At 66.4% G+C, this 18,327-nt stretch carries 16 protein-coding genes; 4 read left to right on the top strand and 12 right to left on the bottom strand.

Going from position 1 to position 18,327, the window contains the following annotated elements; genetic code table 11:
- Positions 1-162: 162 nt before the first annotated feature.
- From JVX90_RS19260 to JVX90_RS19215, 10 genes are all read right to left on the bottom strand, one after another.
- Positions 163-2,181 (bottom strand): hypothetical protein, encoded by a 2,019-nt coding sequence (locus JVX90_RS19260; RefSeq protein WP_205330257.1) that lies wholly within the window; start codon positions 2,179-2,181, stop codon positions 163-165.
- Positions 2,168-3,085, bottom strand: coding sequence for a decaprenyl-phosphate phosphoribosyltransferase (locus JVX90_RS19255; RefSeq protein ID WP_205330256.1), 918 nt, complete (start codon positions 3,083-3,085; stop codon positions 2,168-2,170). The genes JVX90_RS19260 and JVX90_RS19255 overlap by 14 nt, the downstream gene beginning before the upstream one ends.
- Complete coding sequence (locus tag JVX90_RS19250; protein WP_205330255.1) at positions 3,086-3,652, bottom strand: phosphatase PAP2 family protein; 567 nt, start codon at positions 3,650-3,652, stop codon at positions 3,086-3,088.
- Positions 3,633-5,564 carry a glycosyltransferase gene (locus JVX90_RS19245; RefSeq protein ID WP_205330254.1) on the bottom strand — a complete coding sequence of 644 codons (1,932 nt, stop codon included), beginning with the start codon at positions 5,562-5,564 and terminating at the stop codon, positions 3,633-3,635. The genes JVX90_RS19250 and JVX90_RS19245 overlap by 20 nt, the downstream gene beginning before the upstream one ends.
- Complete coding sequence (gene glf / locus JVX90_RS19240) at positions 5,565-6,761, bottom strand: UDP-galactopyranose mutase (protein WP_205330253.1); 1,197 nt, start codon at positions 6,759-6,761, stop codon at positions 5,565-5,567.
- A 173-nt stretch (positions 6,762-6,934) separates the two neighbouring features.
- The gene (locus tag JVX90_RS19235) at positions 6,935-8,557 is read right to left on the bottom strand and encodes a SpoIID/LytB domain-containing protein (RefSeq protein WP_205330251.1); all 1,623 of its coding nucleotides are present in this window, start codon (positions 8,555-8,557) and stop codon (positions 6,935-6,937) included.
- A gap of 183 nt (positions 8,558-8,740) precedes the next feature.
- A complete protein-coding gene (locus JVX90_RS19230) occupies positions 8,741-9,571 on the bottom strand; it encodes an HAD family hydrolase (RefSeq protein WP_205330250.1) in 831 nt (276 codons plus the stop codon).
- Positions 9,568-10,356: a lysophospholipid acyltransferase family protein gene (locus JVX90_RS19225; RefSeq protein ID WP_205330248.1), complete on the bottom strand. Its 789-nt coding sequence runs from the start codon at positions 10,354-10,356 to the stop codon at positions 9,568-9,570. The genes JVX90_RS19230 and JVX90_RS19225 overlap by 4 nt, the downstream gene beginning before the upstream one ends.
- 1 nt (position 10,357) lies before the next feature.
- Complete coding sequence (locus tag JVX90_RS19220; RefSeq protein WP_205330247.1) at positions 10,358-11,104, bottom strand: lysophospholipid acyltransferase family protein; 747 nt, start codon at positions 11,102-11,104, stop codon at positions 10,358-10,360.
- A 47-nt stretch (positions 11,105-11,151) separates the two neighbouring features.
- Entirely contained in the window at positions 11,152-12,288 is a 1,137-nt protein-coding gene (locus JVX90_RS19215; RefSeq protein WP_205330246.1) for an acyl-CoA dehydrogenase family protein, read from the bottom strand.
- 99 nt (positions 12,289-12,387) lie between these two features.
- Here JVX90_RS19215 and JVX90_RS19210 point away from each other — a divergent pair, with 99 nt between their 5' ends.
- From JVX90_RS19210 to JVX90_RS19200, 3 genes are all read left to right on the top strand, one after another.
- Complete coding sequence (locus JVX90_RS19210; RefSeq protein ID WP_205330243.1) at positions 12,388-12,963, top strand: TetR/AcrR family transcriptional regulator; 576 nt, start codon at positions 12,388-12,390, stop codon at positions 12,961-12,963.
- 187 nt (positions 12,964-13,150) lie between these two features.
- On the top strand, positions 13,151-14,728 hold the full coding sequence (locus tag JVX90_RS19205) for an MBL fold metallo-hydrolase (RefSeq protein ID WP_205330242.1): 1,578 nt from the start codon (positions 13,151-13,153) through the stop codon (positions 14,726-14,728).
- 14 nt (positions 14,729-14,742) lie between these two features.
- Positions 14,743-15,381, top strand: a complete 639-nt coding sequence (locus JVX90_RS19200; protein WP_205330241.1) for a TetR/AcrR family transcriptional regulator — start codon at positions 14,743-14,745, stop codon at positions 15,379-15,381.
- A gap of 282 nt (positions 15,382-15,663) precedes the next feature.
- Here JVX90_RS19200 and JVX90_RS19195 read toward each other — a convergent pair whose 3' ends face one another.
- Together JVX90_RS19195 and JVX90_RS19190 are read right to left on the bottom strand one after the other, a co-directional pair.
- Positions 15,664-16,422 (bottom strand): CPBP family intramembrane glutamic endopeptidase, encoded by a 759-nt coding sequence (locus JVX90_RS19195; protein WP_205330240.1) that lies wholly within the window; start codon positions 16,420-16,422, stop codon positions 15,664-15,666.
- An 86-nt stretch (positions 16,423-16,508) separates the two neighbouring features.
- The gene (locus tag JVX90_RS19190; RefSeq protein WP_205330239.1) at positions 16,509-17,273 is read right to left on the bottom strand and encodes a DUF2470 domain-containing protein; all 765 of its coding nucleotides are present in this window, start codon (positions 17,271-17,273) and stop codon (positions 16,509-16,511) included.
- 129 nt (positions 17,274-17,402) lie between these two features.
- On the opposite strand from JVX90_RS19190, the gene pheA reads away from it, so the two are divergent.
- Positions 17,403-18,326 carry a prephenate dehydratase gene (gene pheA / locus JVX90_RS19185; protein ID WP_205330237.1) on the top strand — a complete coding sequence of 308 codons (924 nt, stop codon included), beginning with the start codon at positions 17,403-17,405 and terminating at the stop codon, positions 18,324-18,326.
- Position 18,327 lies beyond the last annotated feature (1 nt).

Genomic DNA, 18,327 nt, shown 5'->3' with positions numbered 1-18,327 from the left:
CAGGAGCTGGGCGGGCAGGCCCACTCGTTCGTAACCCTCACCGAAGCGGTGGTTCCTACTGAGTTCTATCGACTGATCGAGAGCTGACGTTACCGTTCCGAGATCATCGTCAGCAAGCCGCTGTTCCATGTGTCACTTATCTGGCGCTCATGTAACACTTTGCTACTTCTCATTCCCGACGTCGGGCATCGTGAGCCCGCAGCGTGCGATCTCGTATTCCGGCACCCGCGAGATCCGATAGCTGTTGAAGCCCACCGACTGCCGGAGGTTATGGCGGAAGCGAGTGAAACTCCAGGTGTCCTTGTACGACGCGAACCGGTCGACAGTGTCCGGACATGTGAGTGCAAGCTTCGCCAGCATCACTTCCCGCTTCGGGATGAACGCGGGAAGACCCGTCCCCGAACTGACACCGCCGCTCTCCGCGACGACCCATGAACTCGGCAGGTTCTTGTCGTGCCCGATCCGCCCGTCGGGCAGGCGGGCCGTGTGGGCGGCCAACGGATAGGCCAGCCCCATCTGGTCGATCACCCGGACGTCGAGAGGCGCGTTCATGCTCGTCATGCCGAGGTTCAGGAAGTACACCGTCACCTCACGCGGTTTGCCCTCCGGCATCTTGTCCGGCAGTTTCGCGACATACCACTGGTCGTAGTTGGCCGAGGGCAGGATGATGCCGCCGGTGGCGTGCAGTTCGTTGATCCGCTCGACCATCGCCCGCATACGCGGATAGTCGAGGTAGTCCTCCGCCGTCACCGGGTTCTCATTGCCCATGTTGGTGACGTAGAAGCGCCGTTCGTCGACGATGCCGTCCCGCCCGATGTCCATCGGAGCGTTCGACAGGACCTTCTCGTGCGCCGAGACGCCCCACCACACGGTGACGCCCCACGACACGACGATGCCGATCGCCGCGGCCAGACGCAGCTGCCCACTGCGAGTCCGGACAGTCGCAGGCAGCACGGCGGGCACCACCATCACCGGGAGAAGCAGGATGAACATCGGCGTCAGCAGGACGCGGCCGTGCATGAAGTCGCCGCCCTGGCGCAGCCAGTACACGCTGAGAATCGCTCCCGCGAGCAGCATCGTGATGACAACCGTGCGCTGCGACTGCATGCCTGACGAGAACGAGGCCCAGAACGAAGCGACCCGCTCCCGCGTGGTGGCGGACTCATGAGTGTCGAGGATCTCGGGCGTCTCGGCGTCGAGAGCAGGCGTCTCGTCCACGCTCGATGAACTGAGGGAATCGCGAGAGAGTCGGTCGGCACGGGCCATAACGGCCAGCAGGACGCCGACGACCACGGCGAGAATCACCGGGAGGATCAGCGTGTACGGCGAGAAGAGATTGCCGAGGTAGGTGAAGCCCTGCGACCACTTGGCGCCGCTGGCGTCCTTCGCGATCGCCGGGTTCGGCACGAGGACGGCGTAGTAGCCCATCCGGAAGATCTGATAGCCGACAGGCAGAGCTCCCGCGACCGCTGTCATCGCGACGCGCATCTTCCAGCCGATCGGCGAGCAGAACAGTACGAGCAGAACAAGCACGCCGACCACCGCACCCTCGGGGCGGACCAGCGGGGCGAGTCCCGCGGTGAAAGCAAGCGCCAAGAACGCCGCGCGAGTGCGGCGCGTCGGTTCGGCGTCGCGCCGACGGGCCCACGCCAGGAATTGGCACCACAGAGCTGCGACCCAGAAGATCGTCAGACCGTTCTCCAGACCCGAGGTCGCGAAGTCTCGCGCAGGCGGGATCGTGATGTACACGACTGCGCCGAGCGGCAAGAGGAGTCCGACGCCGGGGCCGGTCACTCGACGGCCGTACAGGCGGGCGGTGCCGTACATCGCCAGCGGAATCGCTGTGACCGACAGGATCAGCGCCACCCACAGAGCCACGTATTCGGTGTGCTCGGCGCCGGTGATCCACGAGAAGAACCACATGACGTACGTCCACAGGGTGGACGTGTTCGCCTCCACCCGCTCCCCCGCGTTGAACACGGGACCGTTGCCCGCCAGCAGATTCCGGATGGTCCGCAGGACGATCAGGCCGTCATCGGCGATCCACCGGCGCTGCCACGCCCCGATCGCGAAGAGTGTGGTCACGACGATCGCGCCGATCGAGAAACTCGCGATCGGCGCGATCAGACGTGCACGTGAAGAACCTGCGGCCTGCTCGGAGGCCGTGTCAGAACGGGGCATAAACGGCCACACCTACGAGCACGACCCACGCGACGGCCAGCGCCTGCAGGACGCGGTCGCCGAGAGCGACCTCCTCCGGCTCGCCCGCCTGACCGCCGTCGACGTCGACGGCGTATCGGAGGATCGCGATGGTGAACGGCACCATCGAGATCGCGTAGAAGACGTTGTCGCCCTGCGTGCCGTCGAACGCCCACAGTCCGTAACAGAGAACAACGGCGGTGGCCGACAGCGTCCAGACGAAACGCAGGTACGTAGTGGTGTAATACTCGAGCGACTTGCGGATCTTGGCGCCTGTGCGTTCAGCGAGCTGAAGCTCGGCGTACCGCTTGCCCGCCGCCATGAACAGCGAGCCGAAGGCCATGACCAGCAGGAACCACTTGGACAGGGCGATCTCGGCAGCGACGCCACCGGCGATCGCGCGCAGGAGGAAGCCGGACGACACGATGCAGATGTCGATGACGGCCTGGTGCTTGAGCCCGAAGCAGTATCCGAGCTGAATCACCAGGTAGACGGCGATGGTGACGGCCGTCTGCCAGTTGGCGACGAATGAGATGCCGATCGAGCCGGCGGCGAGGACCGCTGCCAGCACGAAGGCCAGGTTGCGCGGGACCACACCTGCGGCGATCGGACGGAATCGCTTCGTCGGGTGCTGGCGATCGGCTTCGACGTCCAGGGCGTCGTTGATCAGGTAGATCGACGACGCGACCAGGCAGAACGCGACGAAGGCGATGCCGACGGAGGCCATCTTGCCACCGTCGGTGAGGGTGTCGGTGCCCGCGGCCATCGGCGCGGCCAGCACCAGGACGTTCTTGACCCACTGGCGGGGACGCAACGCCTTGATCAGCCCGGAGGCCAAGTTCTTCGGCGGACCGGCCACACCGGTCTCGATCGGCTCCTCGCTCATCTACTGCTCCTCGATTCTCGTGTCTGCGGCAATGACCGCGCCTGCGGTCAGCGCTCCGACGAGTGCTCCGGCAGTCACATCGGAAGGGTAGTGGACACCGAGCACCAAACGTGAAACGAGCATCGGCGGGACCACGAGCGCGGGGAGCGCGGCGGGCGGCAGGCCTGCCGCTCGTCCGAGCAGGATCGCCGCAGCCGTGGTGGACGTCGCATGGCTGGACGGGAAACTCAGCTTGCTCGGCGTGCCGACTCCGATGTTGATGTCGGGGTGATTCGGGCGCTTGCGGCGCACCACACGCTTGATGACGACCGACGCGGCGTGTGCGGTGAACGCTCCGACGCCCGCCTCGACGTAGCGGCGACGGGCCACCAGGTCACCACGGCGGTGTGCGGCGAGCGCCCCCGCTCCGGCGAGTGCAAACCAGCCGAGGGAGTGCTCCCCGAAATGGGAGAGGGCGCGAGCGGCGGGCAGCACACCCGGCCGGTCCCCGATGGCGGCCTGAATCGCGACGAGCGCCGCGGCCTCCCCCGACGCCGGGCCGATCACATCAATCGATTCCGAAGACACGTGCCCAACTCTCCTTGCTCACCAGGTCGTCGTGTGCGGCGCGGTACTCCACGCGCATCTCGTCGAAGCGTTCCCGCAGTTCACGAACCAGCTCGGCCGACTCGCGGCCGAGTTCGACCATCGTGTCGCGATCGCGCTTCCGGTAGACCACTCCACGCCCGTCGGCGGTGGTCACGGTGACACCGTCCACCCGGCCGAGGGAGAACCAGCGCGCCTCGATCGGCGGGTAATTGGCCTGCGGTGTCTCGTGATGGCGCGGATCGGCGGGGCGAGCGTTGTTCAGCAGCACCTTGGCGAGCGTCTTGACCTTGGCGACGGCGCCCTGGGGCGCGTTGACACCGAGCGCGGTGGCCTCGCCGCTGGTACGCGGCAGGTCCTGAGCGGACGGCAGGACGACGGCGTCCGGATACTGCTTGCGGATCCCGGCCACCTTGCCGAGAGCCGTCGGCAAGATGGATCGGATGTGATCGGGACCTGCGAGGAAGTCGCGGATCGCCTCGTTCTGGATCGCGACCGTCGAATACTCCAGGCACATCAGGTGCTTGGCGGTGGCCTTGGCCATCGAGGTGAGGATGCCGTCGATCGAGCCGTCCTTGTACATCGACGCGACCACGAGTCGGTTGCGGAGGTGGAAGTACGCCTGCCAGTCGATGGCGTCGTCCTTGTCGCTCCACGCCATGTGCCAGATCGCGATGCCGGGGACCGTCGCGGTCGGGTAACCGGCGCGGGCGGCGCGAAGCGCGAACTCCCAATCGTCCCACTTGATGAACAGCGGCAGCGGCAGCCCGATGGTCTCGGCGACCTCGCGGGGATACATGCACATCCACCAGCCGTTGCCCTCGACGTCGATGCGTCGATGCAGGTTCTTCGAGTTCTCCCGATCGGTGAGCGGGTACTTCGCGAAGTTGTGGTCGTACTCGACGAACGGTGCGGCCGTCCACATGAACTTGTGGTGATCGATCACCTCGCCCATGCAATGCAGGTGGCTGCGTTCCTGCAGGTTGAGCATCTGACCGCCGACGAGCATCGGGCTCTTCGCGAACCGCGACAACGCAAGGGCACGCAGGATCGAGTCCGGCTCGATCATGATGTCGTCGTCCATGTACAGGATGTACGGACTGTCAGTGAGACGAAGCGCCTCATACAGGATGCGCGAGTAGCCGCCGGATCCGCCGAGATTCCCCTGGTCGAAGATGTGCAGGCGGTCGCCGAGCGCGTCAGCGGCGTCGGTGTAGCCGGGCTCGTCCTTCACCTTGCGGGTGCCCTGATCGGGCATCAGGACGGCGTCGATCACATCGTTGACCAGCGGGTCGGACGTCAGCGCGGCCAACGCCGCGACGGCGTCGGTGGGCCGGTTGAATGTGGGGATGCCGACGGTCACATTGTTGGAGCCGTGTTCGGGTTCGACGGTGGCGTACCAACCGGCGGACAGGATCTCGGTGGCCGAGTCGGTGGTGACGTCGAACCAGATCCACCCGCCGTCCTCGAACGGACCGAGGTCGGTCTCCAGCTCGATGACGCCGGTACCGGTCTTCGGGTCGATCTCGACGAGGTCGCCGCCGATGCCGATGCGCGAACCGTCGATCTTCGAGCGGTACAGATCAATTCGAGCAGGCGCGGTGACATCTGCCCCGCTCGCCTCCCTCCCGGCGGCACGCAGCTCCACTCGCAGCACGACGGACGTCAGAGTGCTCCAGCGTCGCCAGTACGACGCCGGGAACGCGTTGAAGTACGTCGCGAAACTGGCCTCCGAGTCGGAGCCGAGGCTGACACTGGTGCGGCTCGACGCGTGGGCTCGTCCGCTGTTGGTGGCAGCCTCCTCCAAATAGAGGGACCGCACGTCCAGAGGCTCTCCCTGGCGCGGGAAGATGACGCGCTGCAGGAGGCTGACGGCTTTGGTGGTGGTGCTCATTTACTCCGCTTCCGACGCCAGCGGCGCACCGTCGCGCAGATGCGGTGCCAGCGTGTTGTCGAACATTGTCAGTGCACTGGCGATCGCCATGTGCATGTCGAGGTACTGGTAGGTGCCCAAGCGTCCGCCGAAGAGCACCTTGGCCTCCGCCGTCTCAGCCTTCGCGAGATCGCGGTACGCGGCGAGACGCTCGCGGTCGTCCGGGGTGTTGATCGGGTAGTACGGCTCGTCGCCCTGGTCGGCGAAACGGCTGAACTCGCGCATGATGACCGTCTTGTCGGTCGGATAGTTCGTGCGCTCCGGGTGGAAGTGACGGAACTCGTGGATGCGCGTGAACGGGACCTCGGCGTCGTTGTAGTTCATCACCGGCGTTCCCTGGAAGTCGCCCGTCGGCAGCACTTCTGTCTCGAAGTCGAGGGTGCGCCAGCCGAGTTCACCCGCCCGGTAGTCGAAGTAGCGGTCCAGGGGGCCGGTGTAGACGACGGGTGCGTCGGGACTGGCGGCGCGGAGTTCGTCGCGGACGTCGAACCAGTCGGTGGACAGCCGGACCTCGATCCGCTCGTCTGCGGCCATGTTCTCCAGCCACGCGGTGTAGCCCTCGACGGGCAGTCCCTCGTAGGTGTCGCTGAAGTACCGGTTGTCGAAGTTGTAGCGAACCGGGAGGCGAGTGATGTTGCCCGCCGGGAGGTTCTTCGGGTCGGTCTGCCACTGTTTGGCGGTGTACGCCTTGATGAACGCCTCATACAGCGGGCGCCCGATCAGACTGATCGCCTTCTCCTCGAAGTTCGCGGCGTCCTTGGAGTCGAACTCGGCGGACTGCTCAGCGATGAGGGCACGCGCCTCGTCGGGTGTGTGCGACTTGCCGAAGAACTGGTTGACCAACCCGAGACCCATCGGCAGCGGGTACGCCTGGCCCTGGAACAGGCCGAACACGCGGTGCTGGTAACCCGTGAACTCGGTGAACTGCGTGACGTAGTCCCACACCTTCTGATTGGAGGTGTGGAAGAGGTGCGCCCCGTACTTGTGGATCTCGATGCCGGTCTCCGGCTCGGCCTCGGAGTACGCGTTGCCGCCGATGTGGTCACGTCGATCGAGGACGAGCACCCGCTTGCCGAGCTGGGTCGCTGCTCGCTCTGCCACGGTCAGGCCGTAGAACCCGGAGCCGACGACGATCAGATCGTAATTGTTGTCCGTCACGGCTGTTCAGCCTATCCGACCGAAGCTGAGTATTCGCCGAGCACGGCCGCGGAATAACGCATCTCACGCTGGGGCGTCACCCCTCGTCCGCACAACCATTACCGCTCAGCTGGAGTAGGCCCGTGTGAGGGCGTCCTCCCGCTGAGCGGTGATGGTCAGACGAAGAATGCCGGCTACTTCAAGCCGTCGACGGTCGGGAAGCCGAGCTTCGCCAGGCCGCCCGCGTTCAGGAACTCGGTCAGAGCGTCACCGAAGAGCGCGTGTGCACCGGTCAGCGGACTGAAGTACAGGACCCCGTTCTGCAGCACCTGCACCAGGCCGTGCATGCCACGGCCGTCGGTGATGAGCTGCAGGGCACTGACCGTGCCGGTGGAACCCTGCGAGTTGTCGCTCTTCTCCTCGCTCACCAGGCCCTTGAGCGAATCGGCTTTCAGACCGAGCGCCGCGGTGCCCTGGGCGATGATCTGCTCGATGATCGGCCGCAACTGCGCGGTGATCGCTTCGAGGTCGGGAGAACCGAGCGCAGACAGGCCGGGAATCACCTGGTTGAGCACGTCGCCGATCGGACCGAGGTCGAGGAGACCGCCGCCCGCGGCAGGCGGAGCCACCGCCGGCTTCACGATCTTGGGCATCGACTTCTGCCCCTTGATCGAGAACCAGTCGGACTTGAGCTGCAACTTCACGCGAGCGTCGTTTCCACTGGCTTCGACGGTGCGGGCGGTGCCGACGACTCGGACCTTGACCACACGTCCGCTTCCCGCGCCGAGCCCGTTGGCCTCGATCACTTCGAAGCTCTTGAGCGAGCCGACACCGAAGGCCGACGCGATGCTGCCCGCGCTGACCTCGGCCGTCCAGTTGTGGGTCGGCGAAAGCGAGTCGCCCTTGTCCTCGACTGCCGGGAACAGGCCGCCCGCGGTGAATCCGCCGGTGGACGCCGAGAACTCGGTGAGGGCGGGCTTTCCGCCGAGCAGGCGGATCTGTCCCGCGGTGGCATCGGCGGCGCGGGACGTGCGCGGATCCTCGCCGGATGCACCGTGATACATCTGCGACGACTGCGTGTTGTCCATCGCGCGGCCCGACTGCAGACCGGACAGGACGTAGGAACGAGCCGCGACGGCCTGCGCTTTGAGCGCTTCGAACCCGCCGGTGTCGGCCCACGACGGGACCGACTCCTTCGGGATCACACCCTTCACGTAGTCGTCGACATGGAGTTTGTTGATCACCTTGCCGCCCGCGGTGCCGATGGAACCGCGGTACTTGTCACCGCTCGAGCAGAAGGTGAGGAATTCGTTGGCCGGTCGGTTCGGAGCCGTGTTGACCGGGTCGACCTGCGTGGCGGGGACGGTCTTCACGACGGCGCCTCCACACCCTTGGGTGATGGTGGCGGTACCCCCGGACAGGCTGACGGCCTGTCCGGGAGCCACCGTCTGGCCGCCTACTCGCGATCCCGCTGCCGCATGGACACTGACAGACGACTTCTCGCTGAGCGAGACCGTCACCTCACTGGCAGTGCCCACCTTCCCCGCGGTGGTGTTGCTGTAGTAGTGGCGCAGGATTCGATCCGCCGACCAGCCTTGTTTGGCGTAGCCGTACGCACCCCACTGACCCAGTCCGCGGCCGTGCCCGTGGCCGTGGCCGTCGAGCACGTAGCTGCTGTCTGCGGCGAGGCCGACATCGCTGTCGAGCATGTCGGATCCGCCGATGACAAGACCGCCGGCGAGGAGCGCAGGCGCCAACCCCAGCGCTGCAAAAGTGAGCGTTCGCTTCTTGGTACGACTGGGACGGACGTTGGGCACTGCGGAACCCCTTCGGGCGGGAACCCCGGGAGCGCTCCTGGGGCCCGTGTGACTAGTGGGACTCCTGTGACAGTAGTGAAGATCTGTGCCGCACGACAAGCTCACGCGGTCACAAGCGCGTCACGGTTGTCGGACGAGTGTTCGAATGTTGCCCGGCGATTGCCGATCACCAGGGCGTCAGCGTCAGAACCAGCGGTCGAGGACGCGCGCGATCCCGTCGTCGGCGGCAGAGCCGGTCACCTCGTCGGCGGCGGCCAGAGCGAGCGGATCGCCGTTGCCCATCGCCACACCGTGCGACGCCCAGCGCAGCATCTCGACGTCGTTCGCCATGTCGCCGAACGCGATCGACGCATCCCCGTCGACATCGGTGTTGGCCAGCAGCCACGTCAGGCCCGCCGCCTTGTGGACCCCGGGAACCGACAGCTCGATGAGCCCGGTGTCGATCGAGAACGTCACCTCGGCGAGGTCGCCGACAAGGGGCGTGACGGCCGCGGCCATCTCGCGCGACGACATGCCCGGCTTGCGTGCGAGGAGCTTCACCGCGGGCGCCTCGACGAGTCTGGAGTCGCTGACCTCGACGTGATCCGGGTTGAGCCACGCGTGCTGGTAGCCGGCGGTCGCGACGAACGACGACGTCGCGGCGTCGTGCGCCGACGTCCCAGCCCGTTCGGCGGCCAGGCCCGCTCCGGGCACGGCCTGCATGCAGATGTCGCGAAGGGTCTCGAGGACGTCGGTGGCCAACTCGGCGGCGTGCAGGATCCGATCGGCGAGCACGTCGTAGACGATGGCGCCGTTCGCGCACACCGCGAACCGCACGGCCGCGGGGGTGTCCGCGAGTTGATCGGTGATCGGCGGCACCCAGCGAGGCGGCCTGCCCGTCGACGGGATCAGTTCGACGCCCGCAGCGCGGGCCCGCACCAGGGAGTCGACGGTGCGCGCAGAGATCGCGTCATCGCCGACGATGAGGGTCCCGTCGACGTCGGACGCGATCATGGTCGGTGGACCGAAGGTCACTTCTTCCCCTGCTTCTTCTCGAGGCTCTTCGCCCGCTTCGCGGCCCGGCGGGCCGCCTTCTCCGCAGCCTCGGCGTCTTCCTGGAGCAGTGCCTGCTCAGGGGTGGGAGCCGACCCGCCTAGACGCGCGGGCACCCAGTCCGCACCTGCGGGAGCATCGTTGTAGTCGGACTGCACGCGGTGCAGTTGCTCGGCCATCGCCTCATGCATCGCGGCGGTCGCGTCGTGCACATCACCGCCGGAGTCGAAGTGGATCGGCTCACCCACGTCGACGCGGATCGGGATGCGGTGTCGTCCCATACGGCGGGCGGTGCCCTTGGTCCATTGCCGGTGCGCGCCCCACACGATCACCGGGATCACCGGGACACCGGCCTCCAGTGCCATCCTGGCTGCACCGGTCTTGAACTCTTTGAGTTCAAAACTGCGGCTGATCGTCGCCTCCGGGTACACGCCGACGAGTTCACCCGACCGCAAGTCGTCCACGGCGACGCGGTAGGCGTCCGCGCCGGCCGACCTGTCGACTGGAACCGCGCGGCAGTGCTTCACCAGGAACCGCATGATGCCGATGTCCATGAGTTCGGACTTCACCATGAACCGTGCCCGCCGACGACGCTGCCGCAGCGCCAGGCCGAGCGGCATGAAGTCAGTGAAGCCCGTGTGATTGACCGCGATCACCGCCCCGCCCTCGGCGGGGATGTTCTCCAGACCGGTGTAGGTGCGCCGCGTGCCCTGCACACCGTGAATCGACGTGGCGATCAGCTCGAGCGTGCGGTAGACGGGCTCCATCTCACTCTCCGCGCTTGCGGGCCTTCTCCTCCGCGTCCGCGGCGTCCATCGCGTTCGCCTCCTCAAGCGTCGGAGCGCCGCCACCACGAGCAGCGGGCACCCAGAACTCGCCGGGCGGATACGGGCCGTAGTTGTCCTGAAGTTCGGTGAGTTTCGCGCGCATCGACTCGTGGAGCTGCGCCGTCAGCTGCTCCGGTGTGCCTTCGGGCGCGATCGGCTCGGCGACGCCGACCATGATCTTGTAACCGTTGCGACCCATGCTTCGCGGGTGGCCCTTGGTCCAGATGCGCTGCGCGCCCCACACGATGGTCGGCACCAGCGGAGCACCGGACTCGAGTGCCATCCGGGCCGCGCCGCTCTTGAACGACTTCAACTCGAAGCTGCGGCTGATCGTCGCCTCCGGGTACACGCCGACGAGTTCGCCGCGCTTGAGGTAGTCGACGGCGTCCTGATAGCTCTGCGCTCCGTTGGCCCGGTCGACCGGGATGTGCTTGAGCGACCTCATGATCGGGCCGCCGACCGAGTTGTCGAACACTTCCTTCTTCGCCATGAACCGCACGTACCGGCGGCCCTGCAGGTAGGCGGGAATGCCGGCGAAGGTGAAGTCGAGGTATCCGGTGTGATTGAAGGCCACCACTCCGGGTCCGTCGGCGGGGACGTTCTCGACACCCGAGATGTCGAACTTGAGGCCCTGCGCGAGCCACAACATGCGGGCGGTGGAGATCACAGACGCGTACACGGGTTCCATGGGACAAGCCTAGACGCTGCTTCCGACGGCGCCCGCAGACGAACGGGTCACGCCAGCGAACGGCTGATGACGAGTCGCTGGATCTGGTTGGTGCCCTCGAAGATCTGGGTGATCTTGGCTTCGCGCATGAGCCGTTCGGGTCGGAAGTCGCGCGTGTACCCGTTGCCGCCGAGCACCTGGACGGCGTCAGTGGTGACCTTCATCGCGGCATCCGTCGCGACGAGCTTGGCGACCGACGCGTTTCGCGAGTACTGGAGTCCGGCGTCGCGGCGACGTGCGGCGTCGAGGTAGGTGGCTCGTGCCGAGTCGACCGCGGCAGCCATGTCGGCGAGCAGGAAGCCCAGGCCCTGGTGATCGATGATCTTGCGGCCGAACGTCTCCCGTTCCTTGGCGTAGGCGACGGCCTCGTCGAGCGCGGCTTGTGCGATGCCGGTCGCGACCGCGGCGATGCCAAGCCGGCCCGAGTCCAGGGCGCTGAACGCGATCTGCAGGCCCTGCCCCTCCGTGCCGATCCGACGCTCGTCCGGAAGGTGGACGCCGTCGTAGCGTGCGGACGTGGTCGGCACAGCCGTGAGTCCCATCTTCTCCTCCGGTCGACCGAAGGTGAGTCCGTCGACGCCGTCGGGGACGAGGAAGCAGGAGATGCCCTTCGACCCCTCGCCCGTCCGCGCGAAGAGGTTGTAGAAGTCTGCGACGCCTCCGTGGGTGATCCACGCCTTCTCACCGGTGACCGAGTACCCGCCGTCGACCTTCGACGCCTTGCACGTCAAAGCCGCCGCGTCGGATCCGGCCTGCGGCTCCGACAGGCTGTACGCGCCGATGGTCGAACCGCCGAGCATGTCCGGCAGCCAGCGCTCCTTCTGCTCCTGGGTTCCGAAGGCGAACAGCGGATGGCAGGCGAGACTGTGCACGCTCACCGCGACGCCGACAGCCGCCCAGCGGGATGCGATCTCCTCGAGAACCTGCAGGTACACCTCGTACGGTTGGCCTCCGCCTCCCCACTCCTCCGGGTACGGCAGGCTCAGCAGTCCGGCTTCGCCCAAGGTCTCGAACACTCCGTCGGGGTACTTCTCGGCTTTCTCGTGCTCATCGACGATCGGTGCCAGGATCTTGTCGGCGATGTCACGAGTCAAGTCGATGAGGTCGCGTGCCTCTTCGGTCGGCAGCAGACGGTCAGCAGGCACGGTGGGGCTCCTCGCGAGATCGGACAGTACTGAAGTTGCGATCAGAGTACTGCCGTCGTGGCAGTACTACAAGAGCTTCGCCAGTACTACTGTGATGCCATGACCTCGTCGACGTTCGCCACCGCGCGCCACGCCCAGTTGTTCGACGACCTCCTCGCCCTGTTCCTCACCGAGGGCTTCACCCACCTCACCCTCGACGCGATCGCGGCTCGCCTCAAGTGCTCCAAATCCACGCTCTACAACCTGGCACCCAGCAAGGACGAGCTCGTCCGCGCAACAACGATCGGCTTCTTCCGCCGTGCCACGCACGACGTGGAGGCCGCCGTCGCAGGCTCCGAGGACCCACGCGAGCAGATCACCGTGTATCTCTCCGCCGTCGGCCGCGCTTTGTCGGGCGCCTCCCCGCAGTGGCTCGCCGATGTGGCGGCCTTCCCGCCCGCGCGCGAGGCATACCAACAGAACACCCGCATCGCCGCGGGTCGCGTCAAAGACCTGATCGACGCGGGCGTTGCCGCAGGACAGTTCCGTGACGTGCACGCGACGTTCGCCGCAGATCTGGCCGCGACGACGATGGTCCGCATCCAACAGGGCGCGGTACGCGACGCTACCGGCCTCGACGACGCCGACGCGTACCGCGAGCTGGCCGCCATCCTGACCGCCGGAATCAGCGCCTGACGGGACCTAGGTCCCACCGGCGGCGGACGGAACCGGCCCGCTCGGCGATATCCTTAGTGCAGGAGGAGTCGCAGACGTCGTTCTCGACCCGGCCGAGCGCGTCTGCCAGAGTGCGCGCTCGCCTCCTCGCTGCGCTCGTCACCGCCCAACCAGCAGGTGAAAGTCTCGACCGAAAGGCACAAGCCCCGTGCAGATCACCAGCATCGGCCACGCCGGATTCCACATCCAGACCGCGGCCGGCTCCATCGTGTGCGATCCCTGGGTGAACCCGGCCTACTTCGCGTCGTGGATCCCCTTCCCGGACAACACCGAGCTCGACTGGAAGGCGATCGGCGACTGCGACTACCTGTACGTCTCGCATCTCCACCGCGATCACTTCGACGAGAAGAACCTGCTCGAGAACGTGAACAAGGACGCGACCGTCCTGCTCCCCGACTACCCCGTGCCGGACCTCAAGCGCGAGCTGGAACGCCTCGGGTTCACCAAGTTCGTCGAGACCGATGATTCGAAGAAGCATCGCGTCTCCGGCCCCAAGGGTGATCTCGACGTGATGATCATCGCGCTGCGCGCACCGGCCGACGGCCCGATCGGAGACTCGGGACTCATCGTCGACGACGGCGAGACCGTCTGTTTCAACATGAACGATGCTCGGCCGATCGATCTCGACGTGGTCCGCGAAGAGTTCGGCCGGGTCGACGTCCACCTGCTGCAGTACTCGGGCGCCATCTGGTACCCGATGGTCTACGACATCCCGCGGAAGTCGAAGGCGAACTTCGCGATGCAGAAGCGTCAGCGCGGCATGGACCGCGCCCGCTCGTACATCGAACAGGTCGGGGCGACGTGGGTGGTCCCGTCGGCCGGTCCGCCGATGTTCCTCGACGACGACCTGTACGTCCTGAACGATTTCAACACCGGCAGCGATGCGGACAAGGCCAGCATCTTCCCCGACCAGGCCGACTTCCTGGAGCAGATGCGGATCCACGGGACCGACGACGGCGTCAAGCATCGCGGCCTGATGATGGTGTCGGGCTCGAAGGCCGACTTCCGCGCCGACGAACTGCTCGAGATCTCGCACCCGTACCCGCCGGAGCAGGTGTTCGGCGAGGGCAAGAAGGCGTACCTCGACTCCATGAAGGCCAAGTTCGCGCCGATCATCGCCGCGGAGAAGGCGACATGGGCCGACGCCGACGGCGAGCCGCTGCTGCCGCAGCTCAAGGCACTGTTCGAGCCGATCATGGCGGCGTCCGACCTGATCTCGGACGGCATCGGATACCCGGTCGGCATCGTGGTCGGCGACGAAACGTTTGTGCTCGACTTCCCCAAGCGCGTGGTGCGCATGAAGGAGGACGGCGACGGCAAGTACCGGTACGGCTTCCGCATCGCCCCCGAGCTCGTTCGCACCGTGCTGCGTGACAACGAGCCGGATTGGGTGAACACGATCTTCCTGTCGACCCGCTTCACAACGTGGCGCATCGGCGGCTACAACGAGTACCTGTACACGTTCTTCAAGTGCCTCACCGACGAACGGATCGCGTACGCCGACGGCTGGTTCAACGAGGCCCACGACGACTCCGCGTCCATCGAGCTCGACGGCTGGAACATCCAGCGTCGGTGCCCGCACCTGAAGGCGGATCTGAGCAAGTTCGGCGTCGTCGAGGGCGAGAAGCTGACCTGCAACCTGCACGGATGGCAGTGGGACCTCACCAGCGGGCGCTGCCTCACGTCAAAAGGCCACGAATTGCGGTCCGAGCGCGTCCAGTCCTGATAGGAACTACTCCCGTGACGTCCGACGATCCGACCCCACCCTCAGCCCGCTCGTATCGCGGGCAGTCGCTGGAGGATCGTCGTGCCGACCGGCAGGCACGGTTCAAGGCCGCCGGCCTGGAACTGTTCGGAACTCTCGGCTTCGCCAGGGTGACGATCTCCGCGCTGTGCGCCGAGGCGGGCCTCTCGCGACGCCAGTTCTACGAGGAGTACTCCGGCAGCGAGGAGTTGCTGACCGAGATCTATCAGGGCATTCAGACGACTGCGTTGGACCGGGTGTCGCGGGCCATCGCCGACAGCGACAAGACCGATGTCTACGGGGTCGCGCAGAACGCGATGCGCGCCTATCTCGACGCAGTTGCCGAAGATTCGCGGATCGTGCGCTGCGCGTTCATCGAGATCGGCGGGATCTCCGAGGCGATGGAGTCGCACCGAATCCTCAGCCGAGACCAGTGGGCCCAGTACATGGGGACGATGATCGCCTCTCTGCCGGGCACTACGTCGAAGCCGATCGACTACAGCGCCACGGCGTTCATCGGGTCGATGACGGCCGTCGTTCATCGGTGGGCGACGGCCGACCCGCGCCCCGACCGAGAGATGGTCGTCGATTTGCTGGCCGATCTTCTAATTCGCATTGCGGTCGATTCCGACTGATTTAGCAGTATGTGTGCCCGGTAGGCACGTTTACAACGCCGGATGTCACACCAGCCCTATGCGCGACCGATTCTCGCATGATAGGTTCGTTCAGTCGGTTGTGAGACTGTGAAGTCTCACAACAAGCCGCCTGGTTCCGAGAGGAGCGGTGGCAGACAAAGCTCGATCCGGGTGGAATCGGGGCTCTTGGGAGGGAGCTGCTCGGATCGTTGGAGCGCGGCGAGGATCGCGGGGCCTGTCCCCAGCTTGATCCGCGCCGCGCTCCCCCCCTCTTCGCTCCGGTCACAATCCCAGCCAGCCGAGATGGTCGGCCAGCAGCGCGTACCCGACGAACGCGATCACATCGATGAACGCGTGAGCGATGATCAGCGGCCACAGACGGTTCGTCTTCTGATACCAACGCCCGAACACCAGGCCCATCACGACGTTGCCGACTCCTGCGCCGACTCCCTGGTAGAGGTGATATCCGCCGCGCAGCACGGCGGACGACACGAGCGTCACTCCCTCTCCGACTCCCAACTGCCGCAGCCTGGTCATGAAGTAGCCGACGACGACGACCTCTTCGGCGACCGCGTTGCCCGCCGCGATCAGGCAGAGCAGCAGCATCCGCCACCACGGACTCCCATCCGGCGCGGGGATCAGGTGCCCGTTCAGGCCGAGGGCCGACGCCGCGGCGACCAGCACAAGGCCCGGTATCCCGATGGCGGCCGCCAGCCCGGCACCCGGTGCAAGGTCACGCCTGGACGGCCGCCCCAAACCGACCTCTTTGAGATGGATTCCTGTGCGCCACAGCAGATATGCGCCGAGCGCCCCGATCGCGAGCAGGCGGGCCGCACGCATCAGTTGCTGGATCACGTCGATCACAACCGACGACGACTCGGCCGGATTCAGCGCGACCGTCGTCTCCGAGATGCCCGCGCCCAATTGCGACTCGATCAGCGACAGGATCGCCGAAAGAGCCGAGAAGCCGAAGGTCAGGATCCCGACGATGACGAGTTCGACGACGATCGCCCGCCGCTGCCTCGGATCCTCCACTCGCACGGTTCGACTCTAGTGCCCTCAGGGGAACACGAACGTTGGCGACTTCTCCCGCTGTCAGACCAAGAAGAGCCGCCCAAGTTTGCGCGTCACATCAGGTGATCGAGAGAAGGGTGAAGTGCGAGAGCATGGAGCGCCGCCGAGAGGTCGGCGACGCGCGCGACAGGTCGACTGAACGGCAGGCGAACGTCCTCATCGGAGTCGGCGGTCTCGATGCGGAAGGTGATGCCGAAACGGTCCAACCGCAGCGGCCGCACACGACCGGTACGGAGCGCAGGAGGAAAGCGCCTCGAGAGCTGATGGACCAGATCGGCGTGATCGGACTCCAAGTGCGCCAGCCAGTCGCTCTCAAAAGCCCAGAAGACATCCGGCTCAGCGCAGGCGAGAGCCTCTGCAGGGACCGCACCAGCGCCCGCGGTGGAAGCGATGACCGCCGATTCGATCGCCATTCGAATCATCGTGTAGCCGTGCCCGATGTCGAGGAGCCGTTCGTCCGGATGATCCCCGGCGATCTCAACCGCGAGGTCACGTTGCATGTCGGCGGGCACCTCGAAGAGCTTTCCCGTGAGCCAGATCAGCGACCGGACTCGTTCGCGGAGCTGCAGCGGAGCGGTGTCGATCACCTCGAGCACAGCCGACGACTCGCCGTCGCCGTGGGCCACTCCGATCGCGGGCGCATCGTCGGCCAGCAGAAGGAACGCGTCACCTTCGAACAGGTGGATCATCGTGGCGGAGTCGCAGGCCGCGTCGGAGCCGTCGACCGAGAGGGTGCCACCCGTCGCGCGACGGCAGGCCGTCTGGATCTGCTCGGCGTCACACGGCGCGGCGATGGTCTGCAGGGGACCGTTCGGCATCTGCACTCCTCGAATCGTTGATAGGCAACCCTAAGTAATGTGACCCTAACTTAGTGCGCGTCGGGGCGCGCGTCAACGGTGACGATCACGCCGGGCCGAACCCCGCCGCGCTCGGTTACTGTGGACCACGTGCCAGTCTTCGCTTACTTCGGTCCCGCAGGCACCTTCACCGAGATGGCTCTCGACGAGATCCTCGCAAGGGCGCCGCACGAGGAGACCGTCGAGAAGTCACCGCTGGCGAGTCCTCTCGCGGTGATCGCCGCGGTCCGCTCGGGCGCGGCCGACTTCGGCTGTGTGCCGATCGAGAGCTCGCTTGAAGGCGCCGTCCCCGCCACGATGGACGCCCTCGTCCCGCGCGACGGGCAACGGCGCGTGCAGGCGTACGCGGAAGTGTCGCTCGACATCGCGTTCACCATCGCCGCGCGTGAGTCCATCGACGACGACGCAGTCCGGACGATCGCCGCGTACCCGGTGGCATCCGCTCAGGTCCGGCGGAGTGTCGGTGAGCGATTCGACAACGCCGAGTTCGTCATCGCGACTTCGAATGCGGGCGCCGCCGCGGACGTAGCCGCCGGTCGAGCGGACGCCGCCGTGACCACCGCCGCCGCCGCAAGGCTGCACGGTCTGACGCCCATCGCCGAGCACATGGCCGATTCCGACGACGCCGTCACCCGATTCCTGCTGATCGGGCCGCCCGGGCGGCCGACACCGGCGACCGGCACAGACCGCACGAGCGTGATCCTCGACTTGCCGAATGTTCCCGGCTCCCTGGTGACCGCGATGAACGAGTTCGCCACGCGCGGCATCGATCTCACCCGCATCGAGTCGCGCCCGCGGGGTACCGGCACTCCCGGTCAGTACCGCTTCTACCTCGACGCCTGCGGCCACATCGACGACGCCGCCGTCGGCGAGGCGTTGCGCGCCCTGCACCGCGGATCCGAGCGCGTGATCTATCTCGGTTCATGGCCCATCGACCGCGGCATCCCCGACGTGCCGCCGGATCACAGCGAATCGCACGACTGGTTCGCACGACTGCTGGAAGGGACCGACTGAC

The sequence above is a fragment of the Gordonia sp. PDNC005 genome (assembly GCF_016919385.1).
Taxonomy (GTDB): Bacteria; Actinomycetota; Actinomycetes; order Mycobacteriales; family Mycobacteriaceae; genus Gordonia.
The sequence above is the reverse complement of the archived record's forward strand: the minus strand, read 5'-3'. Positions and strand labels throughout refer to the sequence as shown.

Coding starts and splice junctions, on each gene's coding strand:
- JVX90_RS19260 (WP_205330257.1), bottom strand. CDS start 2,181: ATGCCCCGTTCTGACACGGCCTCCGAGCAGGCCGCAGGTTCTTCACGT.
- JVX90_RS19255 (WP_205330256.1), bottom strand. CDS start 3,085: ATGAGCGAGGAGCCGATCGAGACCGGTGTGGCCGGTCCGCCGAAGAAC.
- JVX90_RS19245 (WP_205330254.1), bottom strand. CDS start 5,564: ATGAGCACCACCACCAAAGCCGTCAGCCTCCTGCAGCGCGTCATCTTC.
- JVX90_RS19225 (WP_205330248.1), bottom strand. CDS start 10,356: ATGGAGCCCGTCTACCGCACGCTCGAGCTGATCGCCACGTCGATTCAC.
- JVX90_RS19220 (WP_205330247.1), bottom strand. CDS start 11,104: ATGGAACCCGTGTACGCGTCTGTGATCTCCACCGCCCGCATGTTGTGG.
- JVX90_RS19210 (WP_205330243.1), top strand. CDS start 12,388: ATGACCTCGTCGACGTTCGCCACCGCGCGCCACGCCCAGTTGTTCGAC.
- JVX90_RS19190 (WP_205330239.1), bottom strand. CDS start 17,273: ATGCCGAACGGTCCCCTGCAGACCATCGCCGCGCCGTGTGACGCCGAG.